Source organism: Cellulomonas sp. ICMP 17802, from assembly GCF_041295535.1.
Classification (GTDB): Bacteria; Actinomycetota; Actinomycetes; order Actinomycetales; family Cellulomonadaceae; genus Cellulomonas.
Map to the genome: position 1 here is coordinate 1 of NZ_JBGFQZ010000024.1, position 24,163 is coordinate 24,163.

20 protein-coding genes are annotated in these 24,163 nt (G+C 73.2%); 5 read left to right on the forward strand and 15 right to left on the reverse strand.

Going from position 1 to position 24,163, the window contains the following annotated elements:
- The 4 genes from AB5970_RS15015 to AB5970_RS15030 all read left to right on the forward strand — a co-directional run.
- Positions 1-285 (forward strand): hypothetical protein (locus tag AB5970_RS15015; RefSeq protein WP_370504748.1); only part of this gene is annotated, 285 nt, incomplete at its 5' end.
- Positions 286-313: 28 nt separating this feature from the next.
- Complete coding sequence (locus AB5970_RS15020; RefSeq protein WP_370504749.1) at positions 314-2,764, forward strand: hypothetical protein; 2,451 nt, start codon at positions 314-316, stop codon at positions 2,762-2,764.
- A 3-nt stretch (positions 2,765-2,767) separates the two neighbouring features.
- Complete coding sequence (locus AB5970_RS15025; protein ID WP_370504750.1) at positions 2,768-4,987, forward strand: hypothetical protein; 2,220 nt, start codon at positions 2,768-2,770, stop codon at positions 4,985-4,987.
- Positions 4,988-4,989: 2 nt separating this feature from the next.
- Positions 4,990-7,002 (forward strand): hypothetical protein, encoded by a 2,013-nt coding sequence (locus AB5970_RS15030; RefSeq protein ID WP_370504751.1) that lies wholly within the window; start codon positions 4,990-4,992, stop codon positions 7,000-7,002.
- Here AB5970_RS15030 and AB5970_RS15035 read toward each other — a convergent pair.
- Together AB5970_RS15035 and AB5970_RS15040 are read right to left on the reverse strand one after the other, a co-directional pair.
- Positions 6,989-7,366, reverse strand: coding sequence for a nuclear transport factor 2 family protein (locus AB5970_RS15035; RefSeq protein ID WP_370504752.1), 378 nt, complete (start codon positions 7,364-7,366; stop codon positions 6,989-6,991). The genes AB5970_RS15030 and AB5970_RS15035 overlap by 14 nt on opposite strands.
- Positions 7,367-7,371: 5 nt before the next feature.
- Complete coding sequence (locus tag AB5970_RS15040; protein ID WP_370504753.1) at positions 7,372-7,731, reverse strand: cupin domain-containing protein; 360 nt, start codon at positions 7,729-7,731, stop codon at positions 7,372-7,374.
- A gap of 113 nt (positions 7,732-7,844) precedes the next feature.
- Here AB5970_RS15040 and AB5970_RS15045 point away from each other — a divergent pair, with 113 nt between their 5' ends.
- Complete coding sequence (locus AB5970_RS15045) at positions 7,845-8,447, forward strand: TetR/AcrR family transcriptional regulator (protein WP_370504754.1); 603 nt, start codon at positions 7,845-7,847, stop codon at positions 8,445-8,447.
- Positions 8,448-8,504: 57 nt separating this feature from the next.
- Here AB5970_RS15045 and pyk read toward each other — a convergent pair whose 3' ends face one another.
- From pyk to hisI, 13 genes are all read right to left on the reverse strand, one after another.
- Positions 8,505-9,941 (reverse strand): pyruvate kinase, encoded by a 1,437-nt coding sequence (pyk, locus tag AB5970_RS15050; RefSeq protein ID WP_370504755.1) that lies wholly within the window; start codon positions 9,939-9,941, stop codon positions 8,505-8,507.
- Positions 9,942-10,036: 95 nt separating this feature from the next.
- Entirely contained in the window at positions 10,037-11,503 is a 1,467-nt protein-coding gene (locus tag AB5970_RS15055; RefSeq protein WP_370504756.1) for a glutamate synthase subunit beta, read from the reverse strand.
- Positions 11,496-16,061: a glutamate synthase large subunit gene (gene gltB / locus AB5970_RS15060; RefSeq protein ID WP_370504789.1), complete on the reverse strand. Its 4,566-nt coding sequence runs from the start codon at positions 16,059-16,061 to the stop codon at positions 11,496-11,498. Before gltB ends, AB5970_RS15055 begins: the two co-directional genes overlap by 8 nt.
- A gap of 150 nt (positions 16,062-16,211) precedes the next feature.
- Positions 16,212-17,093, reverse strand: a complete 882-nt coding sequence (lgt, locus tag AB5970_RS15065; RefSeq protein WP_370504757.1) for a prolipoprotein diacylglyceryl transferase — start codon at positions 17,091-17,093, stop codon at positions 16,212-16,214.
- Complete coding sequence (trpA, locus tag AB5970_RS15070; RefSeq protein WP_370504758.1) at positions 17,090-17,911, reverse strand: tryptophan synthase subunit alpha; 822 nt, start codon at positions 17,909-17,911, stop codon at positions 17,090-17,092. The genes lgt and trpA overlap by 4 nt, the downstream gene beginning before the upstream one ends.
- Positions 17,908-19,224 (reverse strand): tryptophan synthase subunit beta, encoded by a 1,317-nt coding sequence (gene trpB, locus AB5970_RS15075; protein ID WP_370504759.1) that lies wholly within the window; start codon positions 19,222-19,224, stop codon positions 17,908-17,910. The genes trpA and trpB overlap by 4 nt, the downstream gene beginning before the upstream one ends.
- Positions 19,221-20,033: an indole-3-glycerol phosphate synthase TrpC gene (trpC, locus tag AB5970_RS15080; RefSeq protein WP_370504760.1), complete on the reverse strand. Its 813-nt coding sequence runs from the start codon at positions 20,031-20,033 to the stop codon at positions 19,221-19,223. Before trpC ends, trpB begins: the two co-directional genes overlap by 4 nt.
- Positions 20,034-20,159: 126 nt before the next feature.
- A complete protein-coding gene (locus AB5970_RS15085) occupies positions 20,160-20,603 on the reverse strand; it encodes a DUF2752 domain-containing protein (RefSeq protein ID WP_370504761.1) in 444 nt (147 codons plus the stop codon).
- A 1-nt stretch (position 20,604) separates the two neighbouring features.
- Positions 20,605-21,150: a DUF4190 domain-containing protein gene (locus AB5970_RS15090; RefSeq protein ID WP_370504762.1), complete on the reverse strand. Its 546-nt coding sequence runs from the start codon at positions 21,148-21,150 to the stop codon at positions 20,605-20,607.
- Between the two features lie 62 nt (positions 21,151-21,212).
- Positions 21,213-21,518, reverse strand: a complete 306-nt coding sequence (locus AB5970_RS15095; RefSeq protein WP_370504763.1) for an HGxxPAAW family protein — start codon at positions 21,516-21,518, stop codon at positions 21,213-21,215.
- Positions 21,519-21,596: 78 nt separating this feature from the next.
- Positions 21,597-22,190 (reverse strand): Trp biosynthesis-associated membrane protein, encoded by a 594-nt coding sequence (locus AB5970_RS15100; RefSeq protein ID WP_370504764.1) that lies wholly within the window; start codon positions 22,188-22,190, stop codon positions 21,597-21,599.
- Positions 22,187-23,752: an anthranilate synthase component I gene (locus AB5970_RS15105; RefSeq protein WP_370504765.1), complete on the reverse strand. Its 1,566-nt coding sequence runs from the start codon at positions 23,750-23,752 to the stop codon at positions 22,187-22,189. The genes AB5970_RS15100 and AB5970_RS15105 overlap by 4 nt, the downstream gene beginning before the upstream one ends.
- Positions 23,749-24,123: a phosphoribosyl-AMP cyclohydrolase gene (hisI, locus tag AB5970_RS15110; RefSeq protein ID WP_370504790.1), complete on the reverse strand. Its 375-nt coding sequence runs from the start codon at positions 24,121-24,123 to the stop codon at positions 23,749-23,751. Before hisI ends, AB5970_RS15105 begins: the two co-directional genes overlap by 4 nt.
- Between the last annotated feature and the right edge of the window lie 40 nt (positions 24,124-24,163).

Below are 24,163 nucleotides of genomic sequence, written 5' to 3' on the forward strand. Positions count from 1 at the left end.
CCGGCGTCGCTGCTCGGCGACAACCGGGCGACCGTGGTGCTCGCCCTCGACGCCTCGTCGGGGCCGGCCGTCGCGACCGCCTGGGCCGCGGGCCTGCCCGACGCGCACGCGGTCGCCGACCTGCGGGTGCGCACGGTCCGGCGGTCGTCGGCCACGGCGTCGGGACCCACGCTGCACGTCGCGGTGGACCTGTCCGACGCCACCGAGGAGCCCCTGCGGCTGGAGGCGGACCTGCGCCTGCCGGCCGACGCGCGTATCTCCCGCCTCTCCGACATCCACCTCTAGGCATCGCCGCTTCGAGAGGACCCGCACCATGCTCAGCTTCTACGACAGCCTCACCGTCCCCGGCCTGGAGAGCGTGACGGTCTACCGCGACGACGAGGACGCCTGCCGGTTCTACGTCATGCCGTCGACGCCGCGCATGGCACGGGACGACCAGGGCCAGCTCCTGCTGCAGCTGATGATCTACGCGCGCAACGTGGACACCCTGCCGCCCGAGGAGCTCGAGGCGCAGCGCGGCTGGATCGCGGCCTCCGTCGAGCTGCGGCTGACCGACGAGGAGGAGGAGAAGGTCCGGACCTACCTCAAGGACGTCGTCAACAGCGGTCGGTTCCTCTGGTTCGCGCGCTTCTTCTCGCTCGACGTCGCGCCGCGGGAGCCCAAGATCACGCTGCCCGCCGAGTGGATCTCCGGCGACGTGACGCTCTCGATGCCCACGCCGGGCGGCACCAGCACGATCACGACGTCGAAGCCGTCGCTCATCGGCACCAACGTGGCCACGCTGGCCGGCGACCTCAGCCAGGACGCGTCCGAGCTGGCCCGGCAGGGGGTGCTCAAGGGCGGCCTGCCGATGGCGGTCAACTACACCAACCTCACCTTCGCGGCGCGGATCCCGTCGATCACCGTGCGCATCCACGGCGACCGCAGCTCGTTCATGAGCGAGGCCGTCCAGCGGTACGAGGTGGTGCACACCGAGCACGTCCACACCTACGAGGAGTACTGGGGCGGCCTCATCTCGTTCACCTACGACTACTACCGGCGCTGGACCACCCCCGGCGTGACCGTGAAGCAGTTCCAGCAGGACACGCAGTCGATCACGCTCGAGATCGACGACTCCGACTTCCGCAACGACCCCGACTCGGTGGCCATCCGCGCCAAGTTCGAGGAGATGGCGATCAAGATCTTCACCGAGTCGGTGGTGCCGTCGATCATGAAGGGCGCCGAGGAGCAGTTCAAGGCCGCCCGCGAGGCGCTGGCCAAGACGCAGGACCCGTCGAAGCCGCCGCCGGACGTGTCGTCCACGGAGATCACCTCGACCGTCACCGGCACGGTCGACATCACGTTCTCCAAGTCCGCCGTGGTGCAGATCGCCAAGAACCCCAACGGCGCGCTGGCCAAGGACCTCACGCCCGAGGAGATCACCAAGGCGGTCACCTACCTGGACCTGAGCGACCCGTACTTCAAGGAGCTCTTCCTGCGGGTGCACGCCAACGTGAACTTCGAGCAGGACCCGGTCTACGGGCTCAAGGTCAACGTGGAGTACGACCAGCAGGACGACCAGATCCCGCGGCCGGTGAAGGGCGCCAAGTCGATGCTGTTCACCAGCGCCGACGAGGTCAAGACGTTCCGCCAGATCCTGGCCAGGGGCTCGGACGGCAAGACCAAGGACGAGTACCGGTACTTCTCCGAGATCATCTACAAGGAGACCGGGCAGACCATCCGGGTGCCGTCCTCCGGGTACCTGCCGGGCACCGGCACCGAGCTGATCATCAGCTACCGCTCGCTCGGCTTCGTCAAGGTCGGCGTCACCCTCGGGCCGCAGCCCGCCGAGGTCGTCTCGGTCCGGGTCACGTTCACCTACCCGCGGTCGACCGCACAGACCGCCACGCAGACCATCGAGCTCACGCCGGCGGCCCCGACGGGCCGGTACTTCACCTACACCGGGCACGACGGCGACCCCGACCCGTACACCTACGCGGTCACGTACGTGCTCGCGGACGGGCAGCAGATGGACGTCGCCCCGCAGACCAGCCGGTCCGAGATCCTGGCCGTCGGCAACCCGTTCGAGGGCCGGACCACGGCGACGTTCGTCGCGCAGGGCGACTTCTCCGTGGTGGACAAGGTCATCGTCGACGCCGCCTACGACGACGCCGACCACGACCTGCACCTGACCCACCACGCCGAGCTGGCCACCAACGGCGCGTCCGACCCGTGGTCCGTCGCGCTGCGCGACCCGGCCCGCACGGCGTTCAGCTACCGGACCACGGTGCTGTTCAAGAACGGGTCGAGCGAGCAGCGGGGTCCGACGCCGGCGGTGCTGGGCGAGACCGTGCTCGTGGGCGTCGGGGCCAGCGCGGCCCTCGAGGTCATGCTCGTGCCCAACCTCGACGACCGGTCGTTCAGCTCGGCCATCGTGCAGATGGAGTACCGCGACCCCGCCGGCGCGACGCAGACGCAGAGCTACCAGCTGACCAACGCCACCGCGCCGCCCGTGTTCCGCGTCCTGCTGCGCGACCCGGCCGCCCGCACCTACCGGTACCGCATCCAGCTGCTGGCCCTGGGCAACGGGCAGCCGTGGGACTCGGGCTGGCGAGAGGGCACGGACAGCGTGCTGCTGGTCCGGGCCGACACCCCGGCGACCAGCCCGACCCCGCCGGTGACGACCCCGACGCCGCCCGTCGCGACGCCGACACCGCCCGTCACGACCCCGACACCGACGCCGCCCGTCACGACGCCGACCACCCCGACGACCCCGGTGGCCTGAGCCATGGCCGACAACACGATGGCGATCGCCGCCCTGTCCGGCGAGACGTTCCGGCTGGCCCGCTCGCAGACGATCGCGACGTCGGTCAACCTCTCGATGCTGCAGCGCGCGGTCCTGGTGGTGGGCGGCGGGGGCCCGACGTTCAACGCGAGCCAGGAGCCGCTGCTCGACGGGACCGCGTACACGGCCACCGACGGGGTCGCGTACTTCCGGCCGCAGATCGTCGTGGCCGGTCGCCCGCCGGGACGGCGCCCCGGACCGGACGTCTGGTTCCTCAAGGACGACGCGGGCGACATCAGCCTGCAGTGGACGCTCGCCACGGAACCGCTGGCCGCCAACCCCGCGGCCGTGCCGCTGCCCTTCACCATCACCGCCGTCCGCATGGAGTGGGCGCAGGGCTCGTTCGACTTCGTCGCGCCCGGCCTGGAACCCGTCGAGGGGCATGCTCCCGACCAGCCCGCGTACCTGATCCACGGGGGCGCGCCGATCCTGCGCGAGAAGGCGAACGAGCTCGAGGCGGCGATGGTCCGGCCGGACTCCGCCTGCCGGCTCACCGTCACGTACACGTACGACTACACGGTGCAGGTGCCGGTCGACGGCGGGCAGTCCCCCACCGGGCCGATCTTCGACGGTCCGATCGTCCGCGACCACCGGCACCCCGTGCTCGACGGACCGATCGTCCGCGACCACCGGATCCGGGACGGCGTGCAGCTGTCGCCGCAGGCCGACTTCCAGGCGCTCGACGTCTCCTCGGTCGTCGCCGCGGAGCCCGCCGCCGCGCCCGTGGTCGGGCTGACCCGCCGGTTCGACGCGCAGATCAGCAACGTCTTCGAGGGCGCCGCCCTGTCGGCGATCTTCGCGGCGCAGCCGACCAACCCCGAGAACCGCTCGCAGACGGTCGTGCGCTCGGTCCCGTTCGTGTTCGAGCCGTCGGTGGAGCAGAACGCGCCGATCTACCGGTCGCTGCACGGCGCGGCCAACCTCACGGACGCCTGGGTGCGCGGCGACGCCGGCTGGATGTGCGGCTCCGACCTGCCCAACACGGTCTACCGGCTGCCCGACGACCTGCGGCTGGCGTGGGACGCCGAGCTGGGCGGCCCCCACATGATCCCGACGCTGCACCGCACGACCACCGGCGACATGCGCGTCCGGCTCCTGCTGCGGCTCGCCCCGTGGCACGACGTCCGCAAGCTGGCGATGGTGCGCAAGCTGGTCAACCTCCCGGCCGCGCACGTCGTCATCGGCGAGGTGGACAAGTCGATGCTGCGCATGGGCGGCTCGTTCCCGGAGGAGCTCACGGTGGTCGGCAACGCCGACGCGCCCGCGCCGCTGACCGGGCTGGACCTCACGCTCGACCTGTCGCTCGCCTACTACCAGCTGTTCTGCGAGCAGATCACGACGCCCATCGGGGTGCCCGGCACGGTCGACGTCGTGCTGGCGACCTCCCCGCCCACCACCGACGGCACGGCGAGCACGTCGACCACGGCGGCGGCCGACCAGGCCACGAACGTCGCGGTGTCGCTGCGGCTCGACCACGTGGACGACCTGCCCTGCACGGTGGCGCTCCCCGCGGTGTCGTCGCCGCGCACGGTGACGGTCACCAACACCTCGGGCGTCGACATCACCGTCGGCGGCGCGGAGGTCACGCTCCTGCAGGTCGACGAGGAGTCCGTGACGCCGGTGGACACCTGCCCGGGCCGCTGCACCGCCACGTTCCCGCTCACCATCCCGAGCACGGGGTCGGTCGACCTGCCCATCGAGCCCGCGGAGGAGGCGGCCACACCGGACGCGCAGATGATCTGGAACGGGGTGCTGTTCGAGCTGGTGGACAAGCGCCTGATCACCACGCCCGACCAGATGCTCAAGCACCTGCACGAGCTCGCGGGTGCGTCCGACTCGAGCCGCGACCTGACCGTCTCGTCGCCGGTCTTCGCCACCGGCACGCTGCCCGACCGCTGGAAGGGCCTGGTGAGCATCGAGGTCGAGGTCACCCCGCCCGGCGGTGCGCCGACGTCGGTGGTGCTCAGCCCGACCAGCCCGACAAAGACGATCGCCGCGCGGATCACGCTGGAGGACGTCGCGGCGGGCGCGCCCGGCGGCATCTCGGCCGTCGGCTTCCGCGTGCGCAACAACTACGCGGACCACCAGGGCCAGTGGACCACGAGCCAGCAGCAGTCGGGCACGGACCTCGTCGTCTACCCGAACGCGACGCCGGGCGACTGAGGGTGCCCGCGGTCGGGGCGGTGGTCAGCGCGGCCGTCCGCCGCCTCGCCGAGCTCGCCCACCCCGGCGGCACCTGGACCGACTTCTGGCTGTCCCCCGGCCCGTCCTCGTCGTGGGTCACGGCCTACGCCGGCCTGTCGCTGGCGCACGCCGCCGACGACGACCGCCTCCACGACGACGTGCGCGCGCTCGCCCGTCGCACGGCGGACCGCGCCGCGGACGCCCTGCTGGCGACCGCGCGGGACGCCGCCTGGGGCTGGTCGCCGACCGTCCGGCCCGACGCCGACTCGACGGCCTGGGCCGTGCGCCTGCTGTGCGCGACGGGCCGGCCGGTCGACGCGCGCACGTGGCAGTTCCTCGACGAGCACGACGGGGTCGCGGGCGCGCACACCTACGCGGGCTCGCGCGCCGCCGGCCGGTGGTCCGCGGCCATGCCCGAGGTCACCGCCGCGGTCCTGCTGGCGCGGTACGAGGGCGGCCGGCTCACCCGCGACGAGCTCGCCGCGCAGTGGGTCCAGCACTTCGGCGCCGACCGCCGCTGGTCCAGCCACTGGTGGCCGACGCCCGAGCACCCGACCGCGATCGTGCTCACCGCCTGGCAGTGCGCCGGGCGCCCCACGGCCGCCGCTCCCGTGCTGGGCAGCGCCGGTGGCGCCGCCGACCTCGTCCGGATCGCCGCCGCTCCCGGGCTGGGCACGGCCGGTGGCGCCGCCGACCTCGTCCGGATCGCCGCCGCGACCGGCGGGCCGGCCCCGGTCGACCGGCTGCTGGCGGCCGCCCTGCCGGACGGGCAGTGGCCCGGCACGACCGTGCTGGCCGTGCCGCCGGCCCACGCGGGACAGGCACCCACCCGCACCACCGACGCACGCGGGGTCGTGAGCACGGCCACGGCCTTGGACGCCCTGCTCGCCACCCGACCCTGGCCGTCGGCGCCCACCGCCGCCACCGTCCGTCCGGGACGCGACGACCGCTGGGACCACCTCGTCGGCGCGGCCGCCGCCGGCCAGGGCGTCGATCCCGACGATGCCGTCGCCGTCTTCCGCGCGCTCACCCGCGAGAGCCTGACGGCGCCGTCGCCGTGGCCGGCCGAACAGCTGTCGTCGCTGGCCGCGGGCCGGCCGGTCGAGCTCTCCGTGCAGCTCGCCGTCCACCCCGACCCCGCGCTGCGGCTGGCCTGCGAGGTGGGCGACCCGCGACTGCCGCCTCACCGGCGCGCGCGCTCGGGCGTGGCCGCGCTTGCCCGGACCGCGGACCTGCTCGGCGTCGCGGACGCCTGGCACGCCGCCCGGGACGTGCTCGCGGTGCTCGCCGACCGCGACCTGCCCGTGCCGGACGGGAGCCGGTTCTGGCTCTGGGGCGGGCTCGACCTGCACGCCGACTCCACGGTCACGCTCAAGGCCTACCTGGCGACGCACGGGGGCGACGTGCCGGGCTGGCAGGCGCGCGAGTCCGCCGCCCTCGCTGCCGCCGGTGTGCCGGAGGGCTCGCCCGTGCGCGCCGCGACCGCACTGCTGGCCGCGGCCGGCTGGTGCCAGCAGATCGGGGTGGGCCTGGCGGCCGACGGCCGGTGGGGGCTCAAGGTGTACTACGAGCTCACCGGGTGGCGTCCCGAGCTGGTCAGCGACGTGCTGGCGGCGTGCCGGCTGCCCGACGAGGTGGCCAGCCTGACCCCCGAGGTCCCCGGCGTCCTGCGCGCCTCCCTCGCCGCACGCCAGCGCGCGGGCGTCTCGCTGCGGGTCGACCCCGCGACGGGCGCCGTGAGCGAGCTGACCGTGACCTGCGCGTTCCCGCCGCCGCTCGTCGGCCGCGACGAGCTGGACGAGCGCGTGCTGCGCTGGCTCGCGTCGACCGGGGCCGAGACCGCCCCCCTCGCGGCACTCCTGGCGGCCGCCGCGCCGACCTGGCGCGACGCCCCGCCGCTGGAGCGCCGGCTGAGCCTGTTCACCCGGAGCCTGAGCCGCACCCGGACGACGACCACCGTCTACGTGCGGCCCGGCCCGGTCATGCCAGGGTGACCCAGGGCGACCGCCACGCGGGCGGCTCGAACGCCTCCGACCAGTAGGCGGTCTCGCGGGCGATCAGCCCGTCCCGGAACTCGAAGATGAATGTGCTGAGGTACACCGGGCCGTCGTAGTCCAGCGACGCCTCCGCGACCACGAGGTCGCCCGCCGCGAGCAGGCGGCGCGGCGTGATCGTCGGCAGCACCGGGAACGCGCCGTAGACCCCGCGCCGGGCGTCGCCGCCGACGATCGTCTCCCCCGACTGCGGCCAGTCCATGACCGCATCCTCGTGGAACAGGTCGTCCATCACCTCGACCTTGCGGTCGTTGAGGCACTGGATCAGCCGCTCGACCACCGCCCGGTTCTCGGCCTCGGACATCGCGCTCACCGCCCGCGCGCGTAGTCGCTCGCGCCGTACCAGTCGACGACCACGACCGGCTCGTCCCCGACCACCCAGGCGTCGTGCCCCTGGGGCAGCGACGTGACGTCGCCGGCCGTGGCCTCCAGCTCGGTGCCGTCGTCCATGCGGACGGCCAGCCGACCGCTCACGTGGTACTGGAAGTGCGGCGCCTCGCAGCTGGGCGTGCCCGCGATCGGCTTCACGTCGACCGACCAGCGCCAGCCCGGCTCGAGCACCAACCGGCCGATGTCGCTGTCCCCGACCGTCACGATCTCTGCTCTGCCGTGCGGGAACTCCCGGATCTCGTCGGGCGCCTGGAACGTCTTGTGCGCTGTCTCCTGCATCTGTCCGGCCTCCTCGCTGATCGGGCGTTCTGTCCTGATATGAGCCTGGTTCTGCTATCCTGACCTTCTAGTAGGTAGGTGTCAATGGATCTCACCCGGCGGAGGATGCAGGCATGACCCAGACCGACACGCGCGCGACGCCCGACACCCGCACGCGGATCCTGGACGTCGCCGAGCGCCTCGTGCAGACGCGCGGGTTCAACGGGTTCAGCTACGCCGACGTGGCCACCGAGCTCGGCATCGCCAAGCCGAGCCTGCACTACCACTTCGCGACCAAGGCCGACCTGGGCGAGGCCCTCATCCGCCGCTACGCGGAGCGGTTCGCCGCGGCCCTGACCGCGATCGGCGAGCGCCCCGACGACGCCCGGCGCAAGCTCGACGCGTACGCCGCCCTGTACACCGACGTGCTGCGCGACCAGCGGATGTGCCTGTGCGGCATGCTCGCGGCCGAGTACCCCACGCTCCCGGAGCCCATGCGCGAGGCGGTCACCGCGTTCTTCGACCTCAACGAGTCCTGGCTCGAGCAGGTGCTCGACGCGGGCCGCGCCGACGGCGCGCTCCGGCTCACCGGCCCGTCGGAGGACGCCGCCCGGATCATCGTCGGCGGCCTCGAGGGCGCGATGCTCGTGGCCCGGTCGCACGGCGACCCCGCGCGGTTCGAGACCGCGGCCGGCCGGCTGATCGCCGACGTCACGGGGCTCGCGACAACGCACTGACGCCGAACGGCCCCGGCGCGGGCGCGCGGGGCCGTTCAGGACGTGCGGGAGGGGAGGTCAGGCGATGCGACCGCTGACGCTCTCCTCGTCGCCGATCTTGTGCACGACGATCGAGTTGGTCGAGCCCACCACGCCGACCGGCGCACCGGCGACGACGACGACGTAGTCGCCGATCTCGGCCAGCCCGTTGGCGCGCAGCGTCGAGTCGACCTGGTTGACCATCGCGTCGGTGTTCTCGACCGGCGGCACCTGGTACGTCTGCAGGCCCCAGCTGAGCGAGAGCACGTTGCGGACGTCCTCGTTCGGCGTGAAGGCGAGCAGCGGGATCGCCGAGCGCAGGCGCGACATGCGGCGGGCGGAGTCGCCCGACTGCGTGAACGTCACCAGGTACTTGACGTCGAGCGTCTCGCCGATCTCGGCCGCGGCCCGCGTGATGGCGCCACCGCGCGTGTGCGGGGTCGAGCCCAGCGGAGCGATCCGCTCGCGGCCCAGCTCCTCGGTCGCCTCGATGATCCGCGCCATCGTGCGCACGGTCTCGATCGGGTAGTCGCCCACGCTGGTCTCGCCCGAGAGCATGACCGCGTCGGCGCCGTCGAGCACCGCGTTGGCGCAGTCGGACGTCTCGGCGCGCGTCGGGCGCGGGTTGGTGGTCATCGACTCGAGCACCTGCGTGGCGACGATGACCGGCTTGGCGCTGCGGCGGGCCAGCTCGACGGCGCGCTTCTGCACCAGCGGGACCTGCTCGAGGGGCAGCTCGACGCCCAGGTCGCCGCGGGCGACCATGATGCCGTCGAACGCCGCGATGATCTCGGCCAGGTTCTCGACGGCCTGCGGCTTCTCGATCTTGGCGATGACCGGGACGACCCGGTTCTCCTCCTCCATGATCCGGCGCACGTCGGTGTAGTCCTCGGCCGACCGCACGAACGACAGCGCGATGATGTCGGCGCCGACGTTGAGGGCCCAGCGCAGGTCCTCCTCGTCCTTGTCGCTCATCGCGGGCACCGACACGGCGACGCCGGGGAGGTTGAGGCCCTTGTTGTTCGAGACGGGGCCGGGGACCTCGACGCGGGTCACCACGCGCGGGCCCTCGACGGCGGTCACGCGGACCAGGACCTTGCCGTCGTCGATGAGGATCGGGTCGCCCACGCGGGCGTCGTTCGGCAGGCCCTTGTGCGTCGTCGAGACGAGCTCCTTGGTGCCCTCGACGTCCTCGGTCGTGATGGTGAACGTGTCACCGACCGCCAGGTCGTGCTTGCCGTCCTTGAACCGGCCGAGCCGGATCTTGGGGCCCTGCAGGTCGACCAGCACGGCGACCGAGCGGCCCGAGGCCTGCGCGGCGGCGCGGACGTTGTCGTACACCTTCTTGTGCACGTCGGTGTCACCGTGGCTGCGGTTGAGCCGCGCCACGTCCATCCCGGCATCGACGAGGGCCTGGATCTGCTCGGCGGACTCCGTCGCGGGGCCGATGGTGCAGACGATCTTTGCTCTACGCATGAAGCGAGCCTATGCCTTCCGTGTTTTCGAGGTCGGACCGAAAGTCCCGTCCGGCCACCATGGCCGGCCGGTAGAGGACGCCGGTCCGGAGGGGTTCAGGGGCGCAGCGCCACGGTGCTGGCGGTGACCGGGGAGGGCAGCTCCGTGCTGCCCGAGAGGTAGGTGTCCACGGCCGCGGCGGCCGCACGGCCCTCGGCGATCGCCCACACGATGAGCGACTGCCCGCGGCCCGCGTCGCCCGCGACGAACACGCCGGGGACGGTCGTCGCGTAGTCGTCGGACCGCGCGACCAGGCCGCGCGGCGTGAGCTCGATGCCGATCTGCGCGGTCAGCGGGTCGACCTCGGGACCGGTGAAGCCCATCGCCACCAGCACCAGGTCGGCGGGGATCTCCCGCTCGGTGCCGGGCGTGGGCACGCGGCGCCCGTCGGACAGGTACTGCGTCGTCGCCAGCTTCAGCGCGCGCACGGTGCCCGTCTCGTCGCCCACGAACTCGACGGTCGACGCGAGGTAGTCGCGCTCCCCGCCCTCGGCGTGCGAGGACGACACCTCGAAGAGGATCGGGTCGGTCGGCCACGGCTGGTGCGCGGGGCGGTCCTCCGGCGGGCGCTTGCCGATGGCCAGCGTGGTCACCGAGGCGGCGCCCTGGCGCAGCGCGGTGCCGAGGCAGTCCGAGCCGGTGTCGCCGCCGCCGATGATGATGACGTGCTTGCCCTCGGCGGTGATCTGGTCCTCGACCGGCTTGCCGGCCGCGACCGCGTTGGCCTGGTGCAGGAACTCCATGGCGACGTGCACGCCGCCCAGCTCCTTGCCCGGCACCTGCAGCTCGCGCGGCACGGTGGCGCCGGTCGCGATCACGATGGCGTCGTAGCGCGCCTGCAGCTGCGGCCAGGTGACGTCGCGGCCGACCTCGACGCCCGGCCGGAACCGGGTGCCCTCGGCCTCCATCTGCGCCAGGCGGCGGTCGATGTGGACCTTCTCGAGCTTGAAGTCGGGCACGCCGTAGCGCATGAGGCCGCCGATGGCGTCGTCGCGCTCGTAGACCGCGACCGTGTGCCCGGCGCGCGTCAGCTGCTGCGCCGCGGCCATGCCGGCCGGGCCCGAACCCACCACGGCGACCGTGTGACCGGTCAGCCGCTGCGGCACCTGCGGCGTGACGTACCCGCGCTCGAACGCCTCGTCGATGATCGACACCTCGACGTTCTTGATGGTCACCGGCGGCTGGTTGATGCCGAGCACGCAGCTGGACTCGCACGGCGCCGGGCAGATGCGGCCCGTGAACTCCGGGAAGTTGTTCGTCGCGTGCAGGCGGTCGATCGCGTCCGACCACTGCCCGCGCCACACCAGGTCGTTCCACTCGGGGATCAGGTTCCCCAGCGGGCAGCCGTTGTGGCAGAACGGGATGCCGCAGTCCATGCAGCGGCCCGCCTGCTCCTTGAGGTACGGCTGGCCGTCCTGCAGGTTCTCGTGGACGTCCTTCCAGTCGCGCAGCCGGACCTCGACGGGGCGGTTGGGCGGGAGCTCACGGTCCCGCACCTTCAGGAAGCCGCGGGGGTCAGCCACGGGCCACCTCCAGGATCTGGTCCCACACGCCGGGCGCGGCCGGGTCGAGGCCGTCGGCCTCGGCCTGGGCGAGCGCGCGGCGGACGCGGGCGTACTCGGTGGGCAGCAGGCGCGTGAACCGCGCCCGCGTGGAGGGGAAGTCGTCGAGCAGCTGGGCGGCGACCGGCGAGCCGGTCTCGTCGAGGTGCGCGCGCAGCAGGCCCTCGACCACCACGGCGTCCTCGTCGTCGAGCGGGTCGAGCGACAGCTCGTCGGTGCGGACCGCCTCGAGGTTGACCAGCGCCGGGTCGAGGTCGAGCACGTAGGCCGTGCCGCCCGACATGCCGGCGCCGAAGTTGCGGCCGGTGCGGCCGAGCACCAGCACGGTGCCGCCCGTCATGTACTCGCACCCGTGGTCGCCCACGCCCTCGACCACCAGCGTGGCGCCGGAGTTCCGCACGCCGAACCGCTCGCCGACCAGCCCGCGCAGGAAGACCTGCCCGGTGGTCGCGCCGTAGCCGATGACGTTGCCGGCCACCACGTTGTGCTCGCTGGACAGGGCCGCGTTGCGGTCGGGGCGGACCACGATGCGGCCGCCCGACAGACCCTTGCCGACGTAGTCGTTGGCGTCGCCGAACAGCCGCAGCGTGATGCCCCGGGGCAGGAACGCGCCGAACGACTGGCCGGCCGAGCCCGTGAGGGTCACGTCGATGGTGTCGTCCGCGAGGCCCTCCCCGCCGAACCGCTTGGTCACCTCGTGGCCGAGCATCGTGCCGACCGTCCGGTTGACGTTGCGCACGGGCAGGTCGATCCGCACGGGCTCGCGGCGCTCCAGGGCGTCCTCGGCCAGCGAGATCAGCCGGTTGTCCAGCGCGCGGTCGAGGCCGTGGTCCTGGTCCTTGGTGCGGTGCAGCTCGGTGCCGGCGACGGGCGACGGGACGGCGAGCACCGGCGCCAGGTCGAGACCCTCGGCCTTCCAGTGGTCGATGGCCGCCCGCGTGTCCAGCAGCTCGACGTGGCCCACGGCCTCGAGCAGCGTGCGGAAGCCCAGCTGCGCGAGCAGCGCGCGGACCTCCTCCGCGATGAACTCCATGAACGTGACGACGAACTCCGGCTTGCCGGTGAACCGGGCACGCAGCTCCGGGTTCTGCGTCGCGACGCCCACGGGGCACGTGTCGAGGTGGCAGACGCGCATCATCACGCAGCCCGAGACCACCAGCGGCGCCGTGGCGAAGCCGAACTCCTCGGCCCCCAGCAGCGCGCCGATGACGACGTCGCGACCGGTCTTGAGCTGCCCGTCCACCTGGACGACGACCCGGTCGCGCAGGTTGTTGAGCACGAGCGTCTGCTGGGTCTCGGCCAGGCCGATCTCCCACGGGGTGCCCGCGTGCTTGAGCGACGTGAGCGGGCTCGCGCCGGTGCCGCCGTCGTGGCCCGAGATGAGCACGACGTCCGAGTGCGCCTTGGCGACGCCGGCCGCGATGGTGCCGACGCCGAACTCGCTGACCAGCTTGGTGTGGATCCGCGCCCGCGGGTTCGCGTTCTTGGCGTCGTGGATCAGCTGCGCCAGGTCCTCGATCGAGTAGATGTCGTGGTGGGGCGGCGGCGAGATCAGGCCGACGCCGGGCGTCGAGTGCCGGGTCCGCCCGATCCACGGGTAGACCTTGTTGCCGGGCAGCTGACCACCCTCGCCGGGCTTGGCGCCCTGCGCGAGCTTGATCTGGATGTCGTCGGCGTTGGTCAGGTACTCGCTGGTCACGCCGAACCGGCCCGACGCGATCTGCTTGATCGCCGAGCGGCGCGCGGGGTCGTGCAGGCGCTCGGGATCCTCGCCGCCCTCGCCGGTGTTCGACTTGGCGCCGATGCTGTTCATGGCGATGGCGAGCGTCTCGTGCGCCTCCATCGAGATCGACCCGTACGACATGGCACCGGTGTTGAACCGCTTGACGATCTCGCTGACGGGCTCGACCTCGTCGAGCGGCACGGGCTCGCGCAGGCCGTCCTTGAAGGCCAGCAGCCCGCGCAGCGTCATCAGGCGCGACGACTGCTCGTCGACCCGGTGGGTGTACTGCTGGAACACGTCGAACTGCCGCGTACGGGTCGAGTGCTGCAGCCGGAACACGGTCTCGGGGTCGAACAGGTGGTCCTCGCCGTCGCGCCGCCACTGGTACTCGCCGCCCACCGCGAGGCGCAGGTGCGCCTGCCGGTTGCCGCTCGCCGGGTAGGCGTCCGCGTGCCGCGCGGCGACCTCGGCCGCGATGACGTCCAGCCCGATGCCGCCGAGGCGGCTGGTGGTGCCGGTGAAGTACTTGTCGACCAGCGGCTGGGAGAGCCCGATGGCCTCGAACACCTGGGCGCCGCGGTAGGACGCGATGGTCGAGATGCCCATCTTGGACATGACCTTGAGCACGCCCTTGCCGAGCGCCTTGATGAGGTGGGCGACCGCCTTCTCCGGGCCGACGCCGGGCAGGTACCCCGAGCGCGCCAGGTCCTCGACGGTCTCCATCGCGAGGTACGGGTTGACGGCGGCCGCGCCGTAGCCGATGAGCAGCGCGACGTGGTGCACCTCGCGCACGTCGCCGGCCTCGACCACGAGCGAGATCTGCGTGCGGGTGTGCCGGCGCAGCGTGTGGTGGTGCACCGCGGACAGCAGCAGGAGCGACGGGATCGGCGCCAGGTCCGCGTCCGAGTTGCGGTCGGACAGCACGAGGAAGCTCACGCCGTCCGCCACCGCGGCGTCGACCTCGGCGAAGATCTCCTCGAGGCGCGCCTCGAGCGCCTCTCCCCCGCCGCTGACCTTGTACAGGCCGCGGATGATCACCGAGCGGAAGCCAAGCGAGGGCTCCTTGGCCACGTGGACGATCTTGGCCAGCTGGTCGTTGTCGATCACCGGGAACGGCAGGATCAGCTTGCGCGCGTGCGCGGGGCCGTCCTCGAGCAGGTTGGGCTCGGGCCCGATCGCGCCGCCGATCGCGGTGACCAGCTCCTCGCGGATGGCGTCCAGCGGCGGGTTGGTCACCTGCGCGAACATCTGCGTGAAGTAGTCGAAGAGCATGCGCGGCCGGCTCGACAGCACCGCGACGGGCGTGTCGGAGCCCATGGCGCCGAGCGGCTCGGCGCCCGCGGCGGCCATCGGGCTGAGCAGGATCTTGAGCTCCTCCTCGGTGTAGCCGAACGCGCGCTGGCGGCGGCGGACCGAGGCGGCCGAGTGCGCGACGTGCTCGCGCTCGGGCAGCTGCTGGAGGTAGACGGAGTTGTCGCGGACCCACTCGGCGTACGGCCGCTGCGCCGCGAGCGACGACTTGATCTCCTGGTCGTCGATGATCCGGCCCTTGCCGGTGTCCACCAGGAACATGCGGCCCGGCTCGAGGCGGCCCTTGGCGACGACCGTCGCGGGGTCGATGTCGAGCACGCCGGCCTCGGACGCGCAGACGACGAGCCCGTCCTCGGTCACCCAGTACCGTCCGGGCCGCAGCCCGTTGCGGTCCTGCACCGAGCCGATGAGCGTGCCGTCGGTGAACGTGATCGCCGCCGGCCCGTCCCACGGCTCCATGAGCGTCGAGTGGTACTCGTAGAACGCGCGCCGCGCGGGGTCCATCTGGGCGTGGTTCTCCCACGCCTCCGGGATCATCATCATCACCGCGTGCGGCAGCGGGCGGCCCGAGAGGTGCAGCAGCTCGAGGACCTCGTCGAAGCTGCCGGAGTCCGAGCCGCCGGGCGTACAGACGGGCAGCAGCGGGGTCAGGTCGCCCAGCTCCTCGCTGGCCAGCGTGCCCTCGCGGGCCGCCATCCAGTTGCGGTTGCCGCGCACCGTGTTGATCTCGCCGTTGTGGGCGATCATCCGGAACGGCTGCGCCAGGGGCCAGGACGGGAACGTGTTGGTGGAGAAGCGCGAGTGCACCAGCGCGATCTCGGAGGCGTACCGCGGGTCCGACAGGTCCGCGAAGAACGGCTCGAGCTGGCCGGTGGTGAGCATGCCCTTGTAGGCGATGGTGCGGGCCGACAGCGACGCGAAGTACAGGCCGAGCTCGCGCTCGGCGCGCTTGCGCAGCCGGTAGGCGCGGCGGTCGAGGTCGATGCCGGACAGCTCGCGCGACGGGTCCGCCACCACGAGCTGGCGGAACACGGGCATCGAGGCGCGCGCGGTGGGGCCCACCAGGTCCGCGGTCACGACGACCTCGCGCCAGGCGAGCACGTCGAGCTTCTCCTCCGCGGCGATCGACTCCAGTGCCGCCACGGCGGCGCGCTGCTCGGTCTCGTCGACCGGCAGGAAGGCCATGCCGATCGCGTAGAAGCCGGCGGGCGGGAGCTCGGCGTCGACGACGTCGCGCAGGAACGCGTCGGGGATCTGGGTGAGGATGCCGGCGCCGTCGCCGCTGTCCTCCTCGGCGCCCACGGCGCCGCGGTGGTCGAGGTTGAGCAGCGCGGTCAGGCCCGCGTCGACGATGTCCCGGCCGGGCGTGCCGCGCAGCGTGGCGACGAACGCGAAACCGCACGCGTCGTGCTCAGCCGCGGGGTCGTAAAGACCCTGCGGCAGCGGCGCGCGCAGTGCGCCAAGGCTCGCGGGCGACGTCGACATCTGCACCGTCCTCACGGTCCCCGAGGGTCGGGGCGTTGCACGAACAAGGGGAACGCGGGACGTCGTCGGCCCAGTGTGGCGACGATACAGGGCGGTCCACGGGACCGGGTGCATCGTCCGCGATGAGGAGAGGTACCGGCCCTCCGCGGGTCAGCGGGCGGGGTCGGTCGCGTTCTCCTCGTCGTCCTGCACGGTCGGGGGTGCCAGCAGGAGGGTCGTGTCACGTCCTGGGTGCCGGCGTCCGACCACCACGAACGCTACCAGCGCTCCGATGCCGACGATGATGGCTGTCCAGACGTTGAGGCGCAGTCCCAGGAAGTGGTGCGCGGGATCGATCCGCAGCAGCTCGATCCAGAGCCGGCCCGTCGTGTAAATGACGACATAGAGCCAGAACACGCGGCCGTACCCGAGCCGGAACCTGCGGTCCGCCCAGATGAGCACGGCCGCCCCGACGAGGTTCCAGATCATCTCGTAGAGGAACGTCGGGTGGTAGAGCGTGCCTGCGGGGTCGCCGACGGGCATGTGCTCCGGGTCGATGCGCAGGCCCCACGGCAGCGAGGTGGGGCCGCCGTACAGCTCCTGGTTGAACCAGTTGCCCAGCCGGCCGAGCGCCTGCGCCACCAGCAGGCCGGGCGCGAGCGCGTCCGCCCAGGGGGCGAGCCGCACGCCCTGGCGGCGGCACCCGATCCAGGCGCCGACCCCGCCGAACGCCACGGCACCCCAGATGCCGAGGCCGCCCTCCCAGATGTACAGCGCGCGCACCGGGTCCCCGCCGACGCCGAAGTACGCGTCGGGCGAGGTGATGACGTGGTAGATCCGGCCGCCGACGATGCCGAACGGCACCGCCCAGAACGCGATCTCCAGGGTGGTGTCGGGCTCGCCGCCGCGCTCGATCCAGCGGCGCCGGGTCATCCAGAGGGCGACGACGATGCCGAGCAGGATCGCGAACGCGTACGCGCGCAGCGGGAAGGGCCCCAGGTGCCAGACGCCCTGCGACGGGCTCGGGATCGCGAGCGGCAGCAGCGCGCTCACCGAACACGCCCCGAAGCCGAGCGCACGCCCTCGGCCAGGTCCGCCGTGAGGCGCGCGAGGGCGGCCCGACCGGCGGCGTCGTCGTCGGCGTCGAGCAGCGTGCGCACGAGCGCGGAGCCGACGATCACGCCGTCGGCGTACGCGGCGATCTCGGTGGCCTGCTCGGGCCGGGACACGCCCAGCCCGACGCAGACGTGCTGGGCGCCGGCCGCGCGCGTGCTCGCCACCAGCTCGGCCGCGCGGTCGCCCACGGTCGCCCGCTCCCCCGTCACGCCCATGGTGGAGGCGGCGTAGACGAAGCCGCGGGAGGCCGCGGCGGTCGACGCGAGCCGCTCGGGCGTGGAGCTCGGGGCCACCAGGAACACGCGGTCCAGCCCGTGCGCGTCGGAGGCGGCGATCCAGTCGGCCGCCTCGTCGGGGATGAGGTCGGGCGTGATCAGCCCGGCGCCGCCGGCCGCGGCGAGGTCGCGGGCGAACGCGTCGACGCCGTAGCGGAGCACGAGGTTCCAGTAGGTCATCACGAGGATCGGGGCGCCGCGGCCGGCGACCTGCTCGACCGCCCGGATGGTGTCGCTGACGCGCGTGCCCCCCGCCAGCGCCGCGTCCACCGCGCGCTGGACCGTCGGGCCGTCCATGACCGGGTCGCTGTACGGCACGCCCAGCTCGACCACGTCCGCGCCGGCGTCGATCATCGTGCGGACGGCCGCGACCGACCCGTCGACGGTCGGGTAGCCCACGGGCAGGTACCCGATCAGGGCGGCGCGCCCGAGCGCGTCGAGGTGCTCGGCCACCTGCGACCGGACGGCGACGGCGCTCACAGCTGCTCTCCTTCGTCGGCCAGCACGACGGGCTCGTCCTCGATGAGGTCGAACCACGCCGCGGCGGTGGCCACGTCCTTGTCCCCGCGTCCCGACAGGTTGATCAGCAGCACTGGCTCGTGGCCGTCGTCCCCGGTCCAGGTCGAGAGCTCCGCGCCCAGCTGGATGGCGCCCGCCAGCGCGTGGGCCGACTCGATCGCCGGGATGATCCCCTCGGTCCGGCACAGGATCCGGAAGGCCTCCATGGCCTCGTCGTCCGTCACGGGCCGGTAGTCGGCGCGCCCGATGTCGTGCAGCCACGCGTGCTCCGGGCCGACGCTCGGGTAGTCCAGGCCGGCGGACACCGAGTGGCTGGGCAGCGTCTGGCCGTCGTCGTCCTGCAGCAGGTACGACTTGGCGCCGTGCAGCACGCCCGGCTCGCCGCCGGAGAACCGCGCCGCGTGCCGGCCGGACGAGATGCCGGCGCCGCCCGCCTCGAAGCCGAACAGCCGCACGTCGGGCTCGTCGAGGAACGCGTTGAAGATGCCCATGGCGTTCGACCCGCCGCCGACGCACGCCGCGACGGCGTCGGGCAGCCGGCCGATCTCCTCGAGGAGCTGGGCCCGCGCCTCCTCGCCGATGATCTTGTGGAAGTCGCGCACCATCTCCGGGAACGGGTGCGGTCCCGTCACGGTGCCCAGCAGGTAGTGCGTCGTCTCGACGTTGGCCACCCAGTCGCGCAGCGCCTCGTTGATCGCGTCCTTGAGCGTGCGCGTGCCGATGGTCACCGGGACGACCTCAGCGCCCAGCAGGCGCATCCGGGCGACGTTCAGCGCCTGGCGCCGGGTGTCCTCCTCGCCCATGTACACGGTGCACTCGAGGTCGAGCAGCGCGGCGGCGGTCGCCGTTGCGACCCCGTGCTGACCGGCGCCGGTCTCCGCGATCACGCGCGTCTTGCCCATGCGCTTGACCAGCAGGGCCTGTCCCAGCACGTTGTTGATCTTGTGCGAGCCCGTGTGGTTGAGGTCCTCGCGCTTGAGGAACACCCGCACACCCGGCGCGACGTGCGCGGCGAACCGCGGCACCTCCGTCAGCGGGCTGGGTCGGCCGGTGTACGTCCTGTGCAGCCGGGCGAGCTCGCGCCCGAACGCCGGGTCCGCGAGGGCCTTGTGGTACGCCGTGTCGAGCTCGTCCAGCGCCGCGATGAGCGCCTCGGGCACGTATCGGCCGCCGAACTCGCCGAAGTACGGCCCCGCGTGCGTGGAGAGCGGTCCGCCCGAGGTGGCCTCGAGCAGCTTGTCCGAGAGCGGGCCGACGGTGGGCCGACCGGTCACTGACGCACCGCCCGCAGCGAGGGGTGCGCACCCGCCGCCACGAGGTCGGCGACCGACTCGCGCGGGGCGTCGTCCGTGACCAGGGCCTCGCCCACCAGCACCGCGTCCGCGCCGGCGCGGGCGTAGTCCATGACGTCGTGCGGCCCGCGGACGCCGGACTCGGCGATCTTGACGATGTGCGACGGGATCGACGGGGCGACCCGGGCGAACGTGGTCCGGTCCACCTCGAGCGAGCGCAGGTCGCGGGCGTTGACCCCGATCACGCGCGCGCCGGCGTCGGCGGCCCGCGAGACCTCCTCGGCGTCGTGCACCTCCACCAGGGCGGTCATGCCCAGGGAGTGCACGCGCTCCACCAGCGACTCGAGCACTGTCTGCTCGAGGGCCGCGACGATGAGCAGCACGAGGTCGGCGCCGTGCGCCCGCGCCTCCCACACCTGGTACGGCGTGACGACGAAGTCCTTGCGCAGCACCGGGATGTCGACCCGCGCGCGGACCGCGTCCAGGTCGGCCAGCGACCCGTGGAAGCGCCGCTCCTCGGTGAGCACGGAGATGACGGCGGCGCCGCCCTTCTCGTACTCGGCCGCCAGCGCGGCCGGGTCCTTGATCGTGGCGAGGGCGCCCTTGCTCGGGCTCGAGCGCTTGACCTCGGCGATGACGCGCACGGCGTCCTCGGCGCGCAGCCGGCCGACGCACTCGATGGCGGACTCGCGGCGCCGCGCGCGCTCCTTGACCACGGCGAGCGGCGTGGCCTCCTCGCGGACCGCCAGGTCCAGTCGGACTCCCGCGACGATGTCGTCCAGCACGGTCATCGACAGCTCACCTTCTCCCCCGGTCGGTTCCGGACATTCTCCTCGCCGCCGAGGCGTCGTGGTTGTCCAGTGCCACATCGTAGAGGGGTACCGGAGTGACCCCGACCACAGCCCGGTGGGTGGACGTCAGGGCGCGAGCCACGGCGAGAGCACCGGGATGTTGCGCAGGACGCCGAACGCCACGACCACCCCGAGGCCGACCCAGGCGAGCCACGCGGGCGCCGGACGGGCCGTCCTGCCCTGCGCCCGGAGCACGACCAGGCGACCCCACACCGCGATCACGACCGGGATCGTGAGCACCCACAGCGGGTTCATCGACCACGCCCCCGCGAGGTCGCCGTGCGCGAGGTCGTGCGTCGCGCGGAGCCCCCCGCAGGCCGGGCACCACAGGCCCGTCGCCGCGTACAGCGGGCAGATGCCGTAGCTGCCGGTGACGTGGGGGTCGCGCAGCGCGAGCACCACGGTCGCGGCCGCGACGACGCCCGCGGCGACGAGCGGTCCGCGCACGGACGCGCGACGGCCCGCCCCGCCGGACGCCGGGGCGTCGGGCGCGAGCGGGCCGTCGGGCACCTCAGTAGCTGGAGTTGTAGCCCTCATTGAAGGAGTTCCGGAAGTCGGCGTTCGAGAACAGCACGGCGAACAGGATGATGCCCAGGATCGAGAGCACGATGGCGACCCAGCCGAGGATGATCCCCGCGGTGGCCATGCCGCCGTTGTTGGCCTCGCCGTTGGCGACGGCCTTCTTCGCGTTGTTGCCGACGATGATCGCGGGGATGCCCGTGAACAGGCCGCACGACAGGACGAACGAGGCGATGCCGAGCACCAGCGACCAGACCGCGAGGCTGTTCTTCGGGTACACGGGGGCGTAGCCGGGCTGGTACGCACCGGCGGCGGGCGGGTAGCCGCCCGGCGCGGAGCCGTACGGCGTGGCCGCCGGGTACTGCGGCGACGCGGTGCCGGGGTACTGCGGCGCGGCCGGGTACGGCGGGGCGGCGGGCGGCGGCGGCGGTGCGGCGGGGTACTGGGGCGCACCCGCCGGCGGGTACGGCGGCGGCGCGTTCGGGTCCTGCGGCGGCTCGGCGCCGTACGGGCTCTGCGGCTCGTTGGGGGTCGACATCGGTCCTCCTGCGTCGCGTGCGCTCACCCGCGTCTCGAGTGGGCGGTGGAACCGGTGGCGGGTCAGTGCCCGCCGGTGCGGGCCGCCCGGGCCCGGGTCTTGGCGCCGCCCTGGCCGTGGCCCGAGACCTGGAGGACCTTGCCGACCACCAGGCCGAGCACCACGAGGGCCATGCCCACCCAGAACAGCCAGACCATCGCGAACGCGACGCCGAGGCCCGCGATCGTGAAGGCGATGACCACGCTGTAGGTGGTGACCCAGGCGGCGAGCGTCTTGCCGTGGTTGGTCGGGGCCGCCGTGGGCGGCAGGTGCATCGCCTCGGTGGTCGTGGCGTTCTGCGCTCGGTGCGCCAGGGTGTTGTCGGCCATGTGTGGTGCCCTCCGTGCTCGGTTCTCCGCTCACCCTAGCGGACGGCAGGGGTGCCACCCGGCACCCGCCGGTGCAGGTCAGGACGGGTCGTCGCCCCGACTGAGGGCGTCCCAGTCGGACCGCTCGTCGGGCTGCGCGGGGACCACCGGCGCAGCCGGCGCCTCGTGCCGACGGGACGGCCCGGACCACCCCCGTGACGCGACCACGAGCCACCCGCCGGCGAGGACGTCGAGCACCCCGACGCCCACGGCCAGCCACGGCCAGGCGCTCGTCGTGACCGGCCCGGCGAGCCTGCCCACGCCCGTCTGCTCGGCCACCACGGGGGTCACCGCGGCCACGGGGTCGCCCAGCACCGTCAGCGTCGTCCCCACCACGAGGACGCCGCACGCGGCCACGACGACGGCGACGACCCACCGGCCCGCCCGGCCCACCAGCGCGACCGCGGCTACGGACGCCAGGATCGCGACCGCCGCGGCGAGGATCGCGGGCGCCACCTGCGAGCCAGCGACGTGCACGGTGACGGTGCCCTGCAGGGCGGTCGTCCCGGTGGTGGTGAACCACGTGGGCACCGCGACCACGGCCGTGAGCCCGGCGAGCACGAGCAGCAGGGCCGCCGCGCGCCCGCGGCCCGCCCGGCTGCGTCGGGCCGGGGCGGGCTCGGGCACCGTCACGCGCCCGCCCGGCGCAGCCGGGAGGCGATCTGCACGGCGCGCACGGCCGCGGCGGCCTTGTTCCGCGACTCCTCGTACTCCAGCGCCGGCACGGAGTCGGCCACGATCCCGCCGCCGGCCTGCACGCTCGCCCGACCCTCGCGGATGAGGGCCGTCCGGATGGCGATGGCCATGTCCATGTCGCCCGCGAAGTCGAAGTACCCGACCGTGCCGCCGTAGATGCCGCGGCGGGCGGGCTCGATCTCGTCGATGAGGGCGATCGCGCGCGGCTTGGGCGCGCCGGAGAGGGTGCCGGCCGGGAACGTCGCCACCAGCGTCTGCAGCGCGGTCGCCCCCTCGCGCAGCCGGCCGACCACGGTCGAGCAGATGTGCATGATGTGCGAGTACCGCTTCACGGCCATGAACTCGACCACCTCGACGCTGGTGGGCTCGCACACCTTCACCAGGTCGTTGCGGGACAGGTCGACCAGCATGATGTGCTCGGCCCGCTCCTTGGGGTCCGCCAGCACCTCGTCCTGCAGGCGGCGGTCCTCGTCGGGCGTCGCGCCGCGCGGCCGGGAACCGGCGATGGGGAACGTCACCACGCGACCCGAGGTGACCTTGACCAGCGTCTCCGGGCTCGACCCCACGACCGCGAAGTCGCGCCCGTCCGCGTCCTGCAGCTGCAGGTAGTACATGTACGGGCTGGGGTTGATGGTCCGCAGCACGCGGTAGACGTCGAGCGGCTCGGCCGGGCAGTCGAGGTCCAGGCGCTGCGAGAGCACCACCTGGAACACGTCGCCGTCGCGGATGGCCTCCTGACCCCTGCGCACGGAGTCCTCGAACTCCTCGCGCGTGGACCGGAACGCGAGCTCGGGCTCGGGCACGTCGGCGAGCACCGCCACGGCCGGCTCCGACGGCTGCAGCAGCGCCGCTTCCATCGCGTCGAGCCGGGCGACGGCGTCCGCGTGGGCCTCGTCCACCCGCTCGTCGGTGTCGTCGAAGTTGATGGCGTTGGCGATCAGCCACACGGACCCGTCGTGGTGGTCGACCACCGCGAGGTCGGTGGCCAGCAGCAGCGTGAGCTCGGGGACGCCCAGCTCGTCGGGCGCGTTCGCGGGCAGCGTCGGCTCCCAGTGCCGCACGATGTCCCAGCCGAGCGCTCCCACGAGGCCGCTGGTCAGCGGCGGCAGACCCGTGATCGCGGGCGTGCGCAGCGCGTCCAGGGTGCCCGCCAGGACGTCCAGCGCGTCGCCGTCGGTCGGCACCCCGACCGGGACGTCTCCCACCCACACCGCCGAGCCGTCGCGCACCGTGAGCGTCGCGCGCGAGTGCACGCCGACGAACGAGTAGCGGTCCCAGCTGCCGTCGGCCTCGGCCGACTCGAGGATGAACGTGCCCGCGCGGCCCGCGGCGAGCGTGCGGTACAGGCCGACCGGCGTGACGTCGTCGGCCAGCAGCCGGCGGACCACGGGGACCACCCGCCGGTCGCGGGCCAGGCCGCGGAACACCTCCAGCGACGGCCACGTGCCACCCCAGGGCACCTCCGCGGCGGCGACGTCCGGCAGGGTCGGGGCGGTCATCGAGCGTCTCCTTCGGTGGGTCGGGTGCCGACGACGGCGGGCAGCGGCCCACCGGCGTCGAAGCAGGTGCGGGCCCCCGTGTGGCAGGCGGCACCCACCTGGTCGACCTCGACCAGCAGGGCGTCGCCGTCGCAGTCGAGGCTGACGCCCTTGACGTACTGGGCGTGGCCGGAGGTGTCGCCCTTGCGCCAGTACTCCTGGCGCGACCGGCTCCAGAACACGACCCGGCCGGTGCTCAGCGTGCGCCGCAGCGCCTCGTCGTCCATCCAGCCGAGCATGAGCACCTCACGCGTGTCGTGCTGCTGCACGATCGCCGCCACCAGGCCGTGGTCGTCACGCTTCAGGCGCTCGGAGACGGCGGGGTCGAGCATCGGTTCGGCGGGGCTGGAAGGCACGGAACGATCCTGCCAC

Coding starts and splice junctions, on each gene's coding strand:
- AB5970_RS15025 (WP_370504750.1), top strand. CDS start 2,768: ATGGCCGACAACACGATGGCGATCGCCGCCCTGTCCGGCGAGACGTTC.
- AB5970_RS15045 (WP_370504754.1), top strand. CDS start 7,845: ATGACCCAGACCGACACGCGCGCGACGCCCGACACCCGCACGCGGATC.
- pyk (WP_370504755.1), bottom strand. CDS start 9,941: ATGCGTAGAGCAAAGATCGTCTGCACCATCGGCCCCGCGACGGAGTCC.
- AB5970_RS15105 (WP_370504765.1), bottom strand. CDS start 23,752: ATGACCGCCCCGACCCTGCCGGACGTCGCCGCCGCGGAGGTGCCCTGG.
- AB5970_RS15035 (WP_370504752.1), bottom strand. CDS start 7,366: ATGTCCGAGGCCGAGAACCGGGCGGTGGTCGAGCGGCTGATCCAGTGC.
- gltB (WP_370504789.1), bottom strand. CDS start 16,061: ATGTCGACGTCGCCCGCGAGCCTTGGCGCACTGCGCGCGCCGCTGCCG.
- AB5970_RS15040 (WP_370504753.1), bottom strand. CDS start 7,731: ATGCAGGAGACAGCGCACAAGACGTTCCAGGCGCCCGACGAGATCCGG.
- hisI (WP_370504790.1), bottom strand. CDS start 24,123: ATGCTCGACCCCGCCGTCTCCGAGCGCCTGAAGCGTGACGACCACGGC.
- AB5970_RS15090 (WP_370504762.1), bottom strand. CDS start 21,150: ATGTCGACCCCCAACGAGCCGCAGAGCCCGTACGGCGCCGAGCCGCCG.
- AB5970_RS15095 (WP_370504763.1), bottom strand. CDS start 21,518: ATGGCCGACAACACCCTGGCGCACCGAGCGCAGAACGCCACGACCACC.
- AB5970_RS15020 (WP_370504749.1), top strand. CDS start 314: ATGCTCAGCTTCTACGACAGCCTCACCGTCCCCGGCCTGGAGAGCGTG.
- trpC (WP_370504760.1), bottom strand. CDS start 20,033: ATGACCGTGCTGGACGACATCGTCGCGGGAGTCCGACTGGACCTGGCG.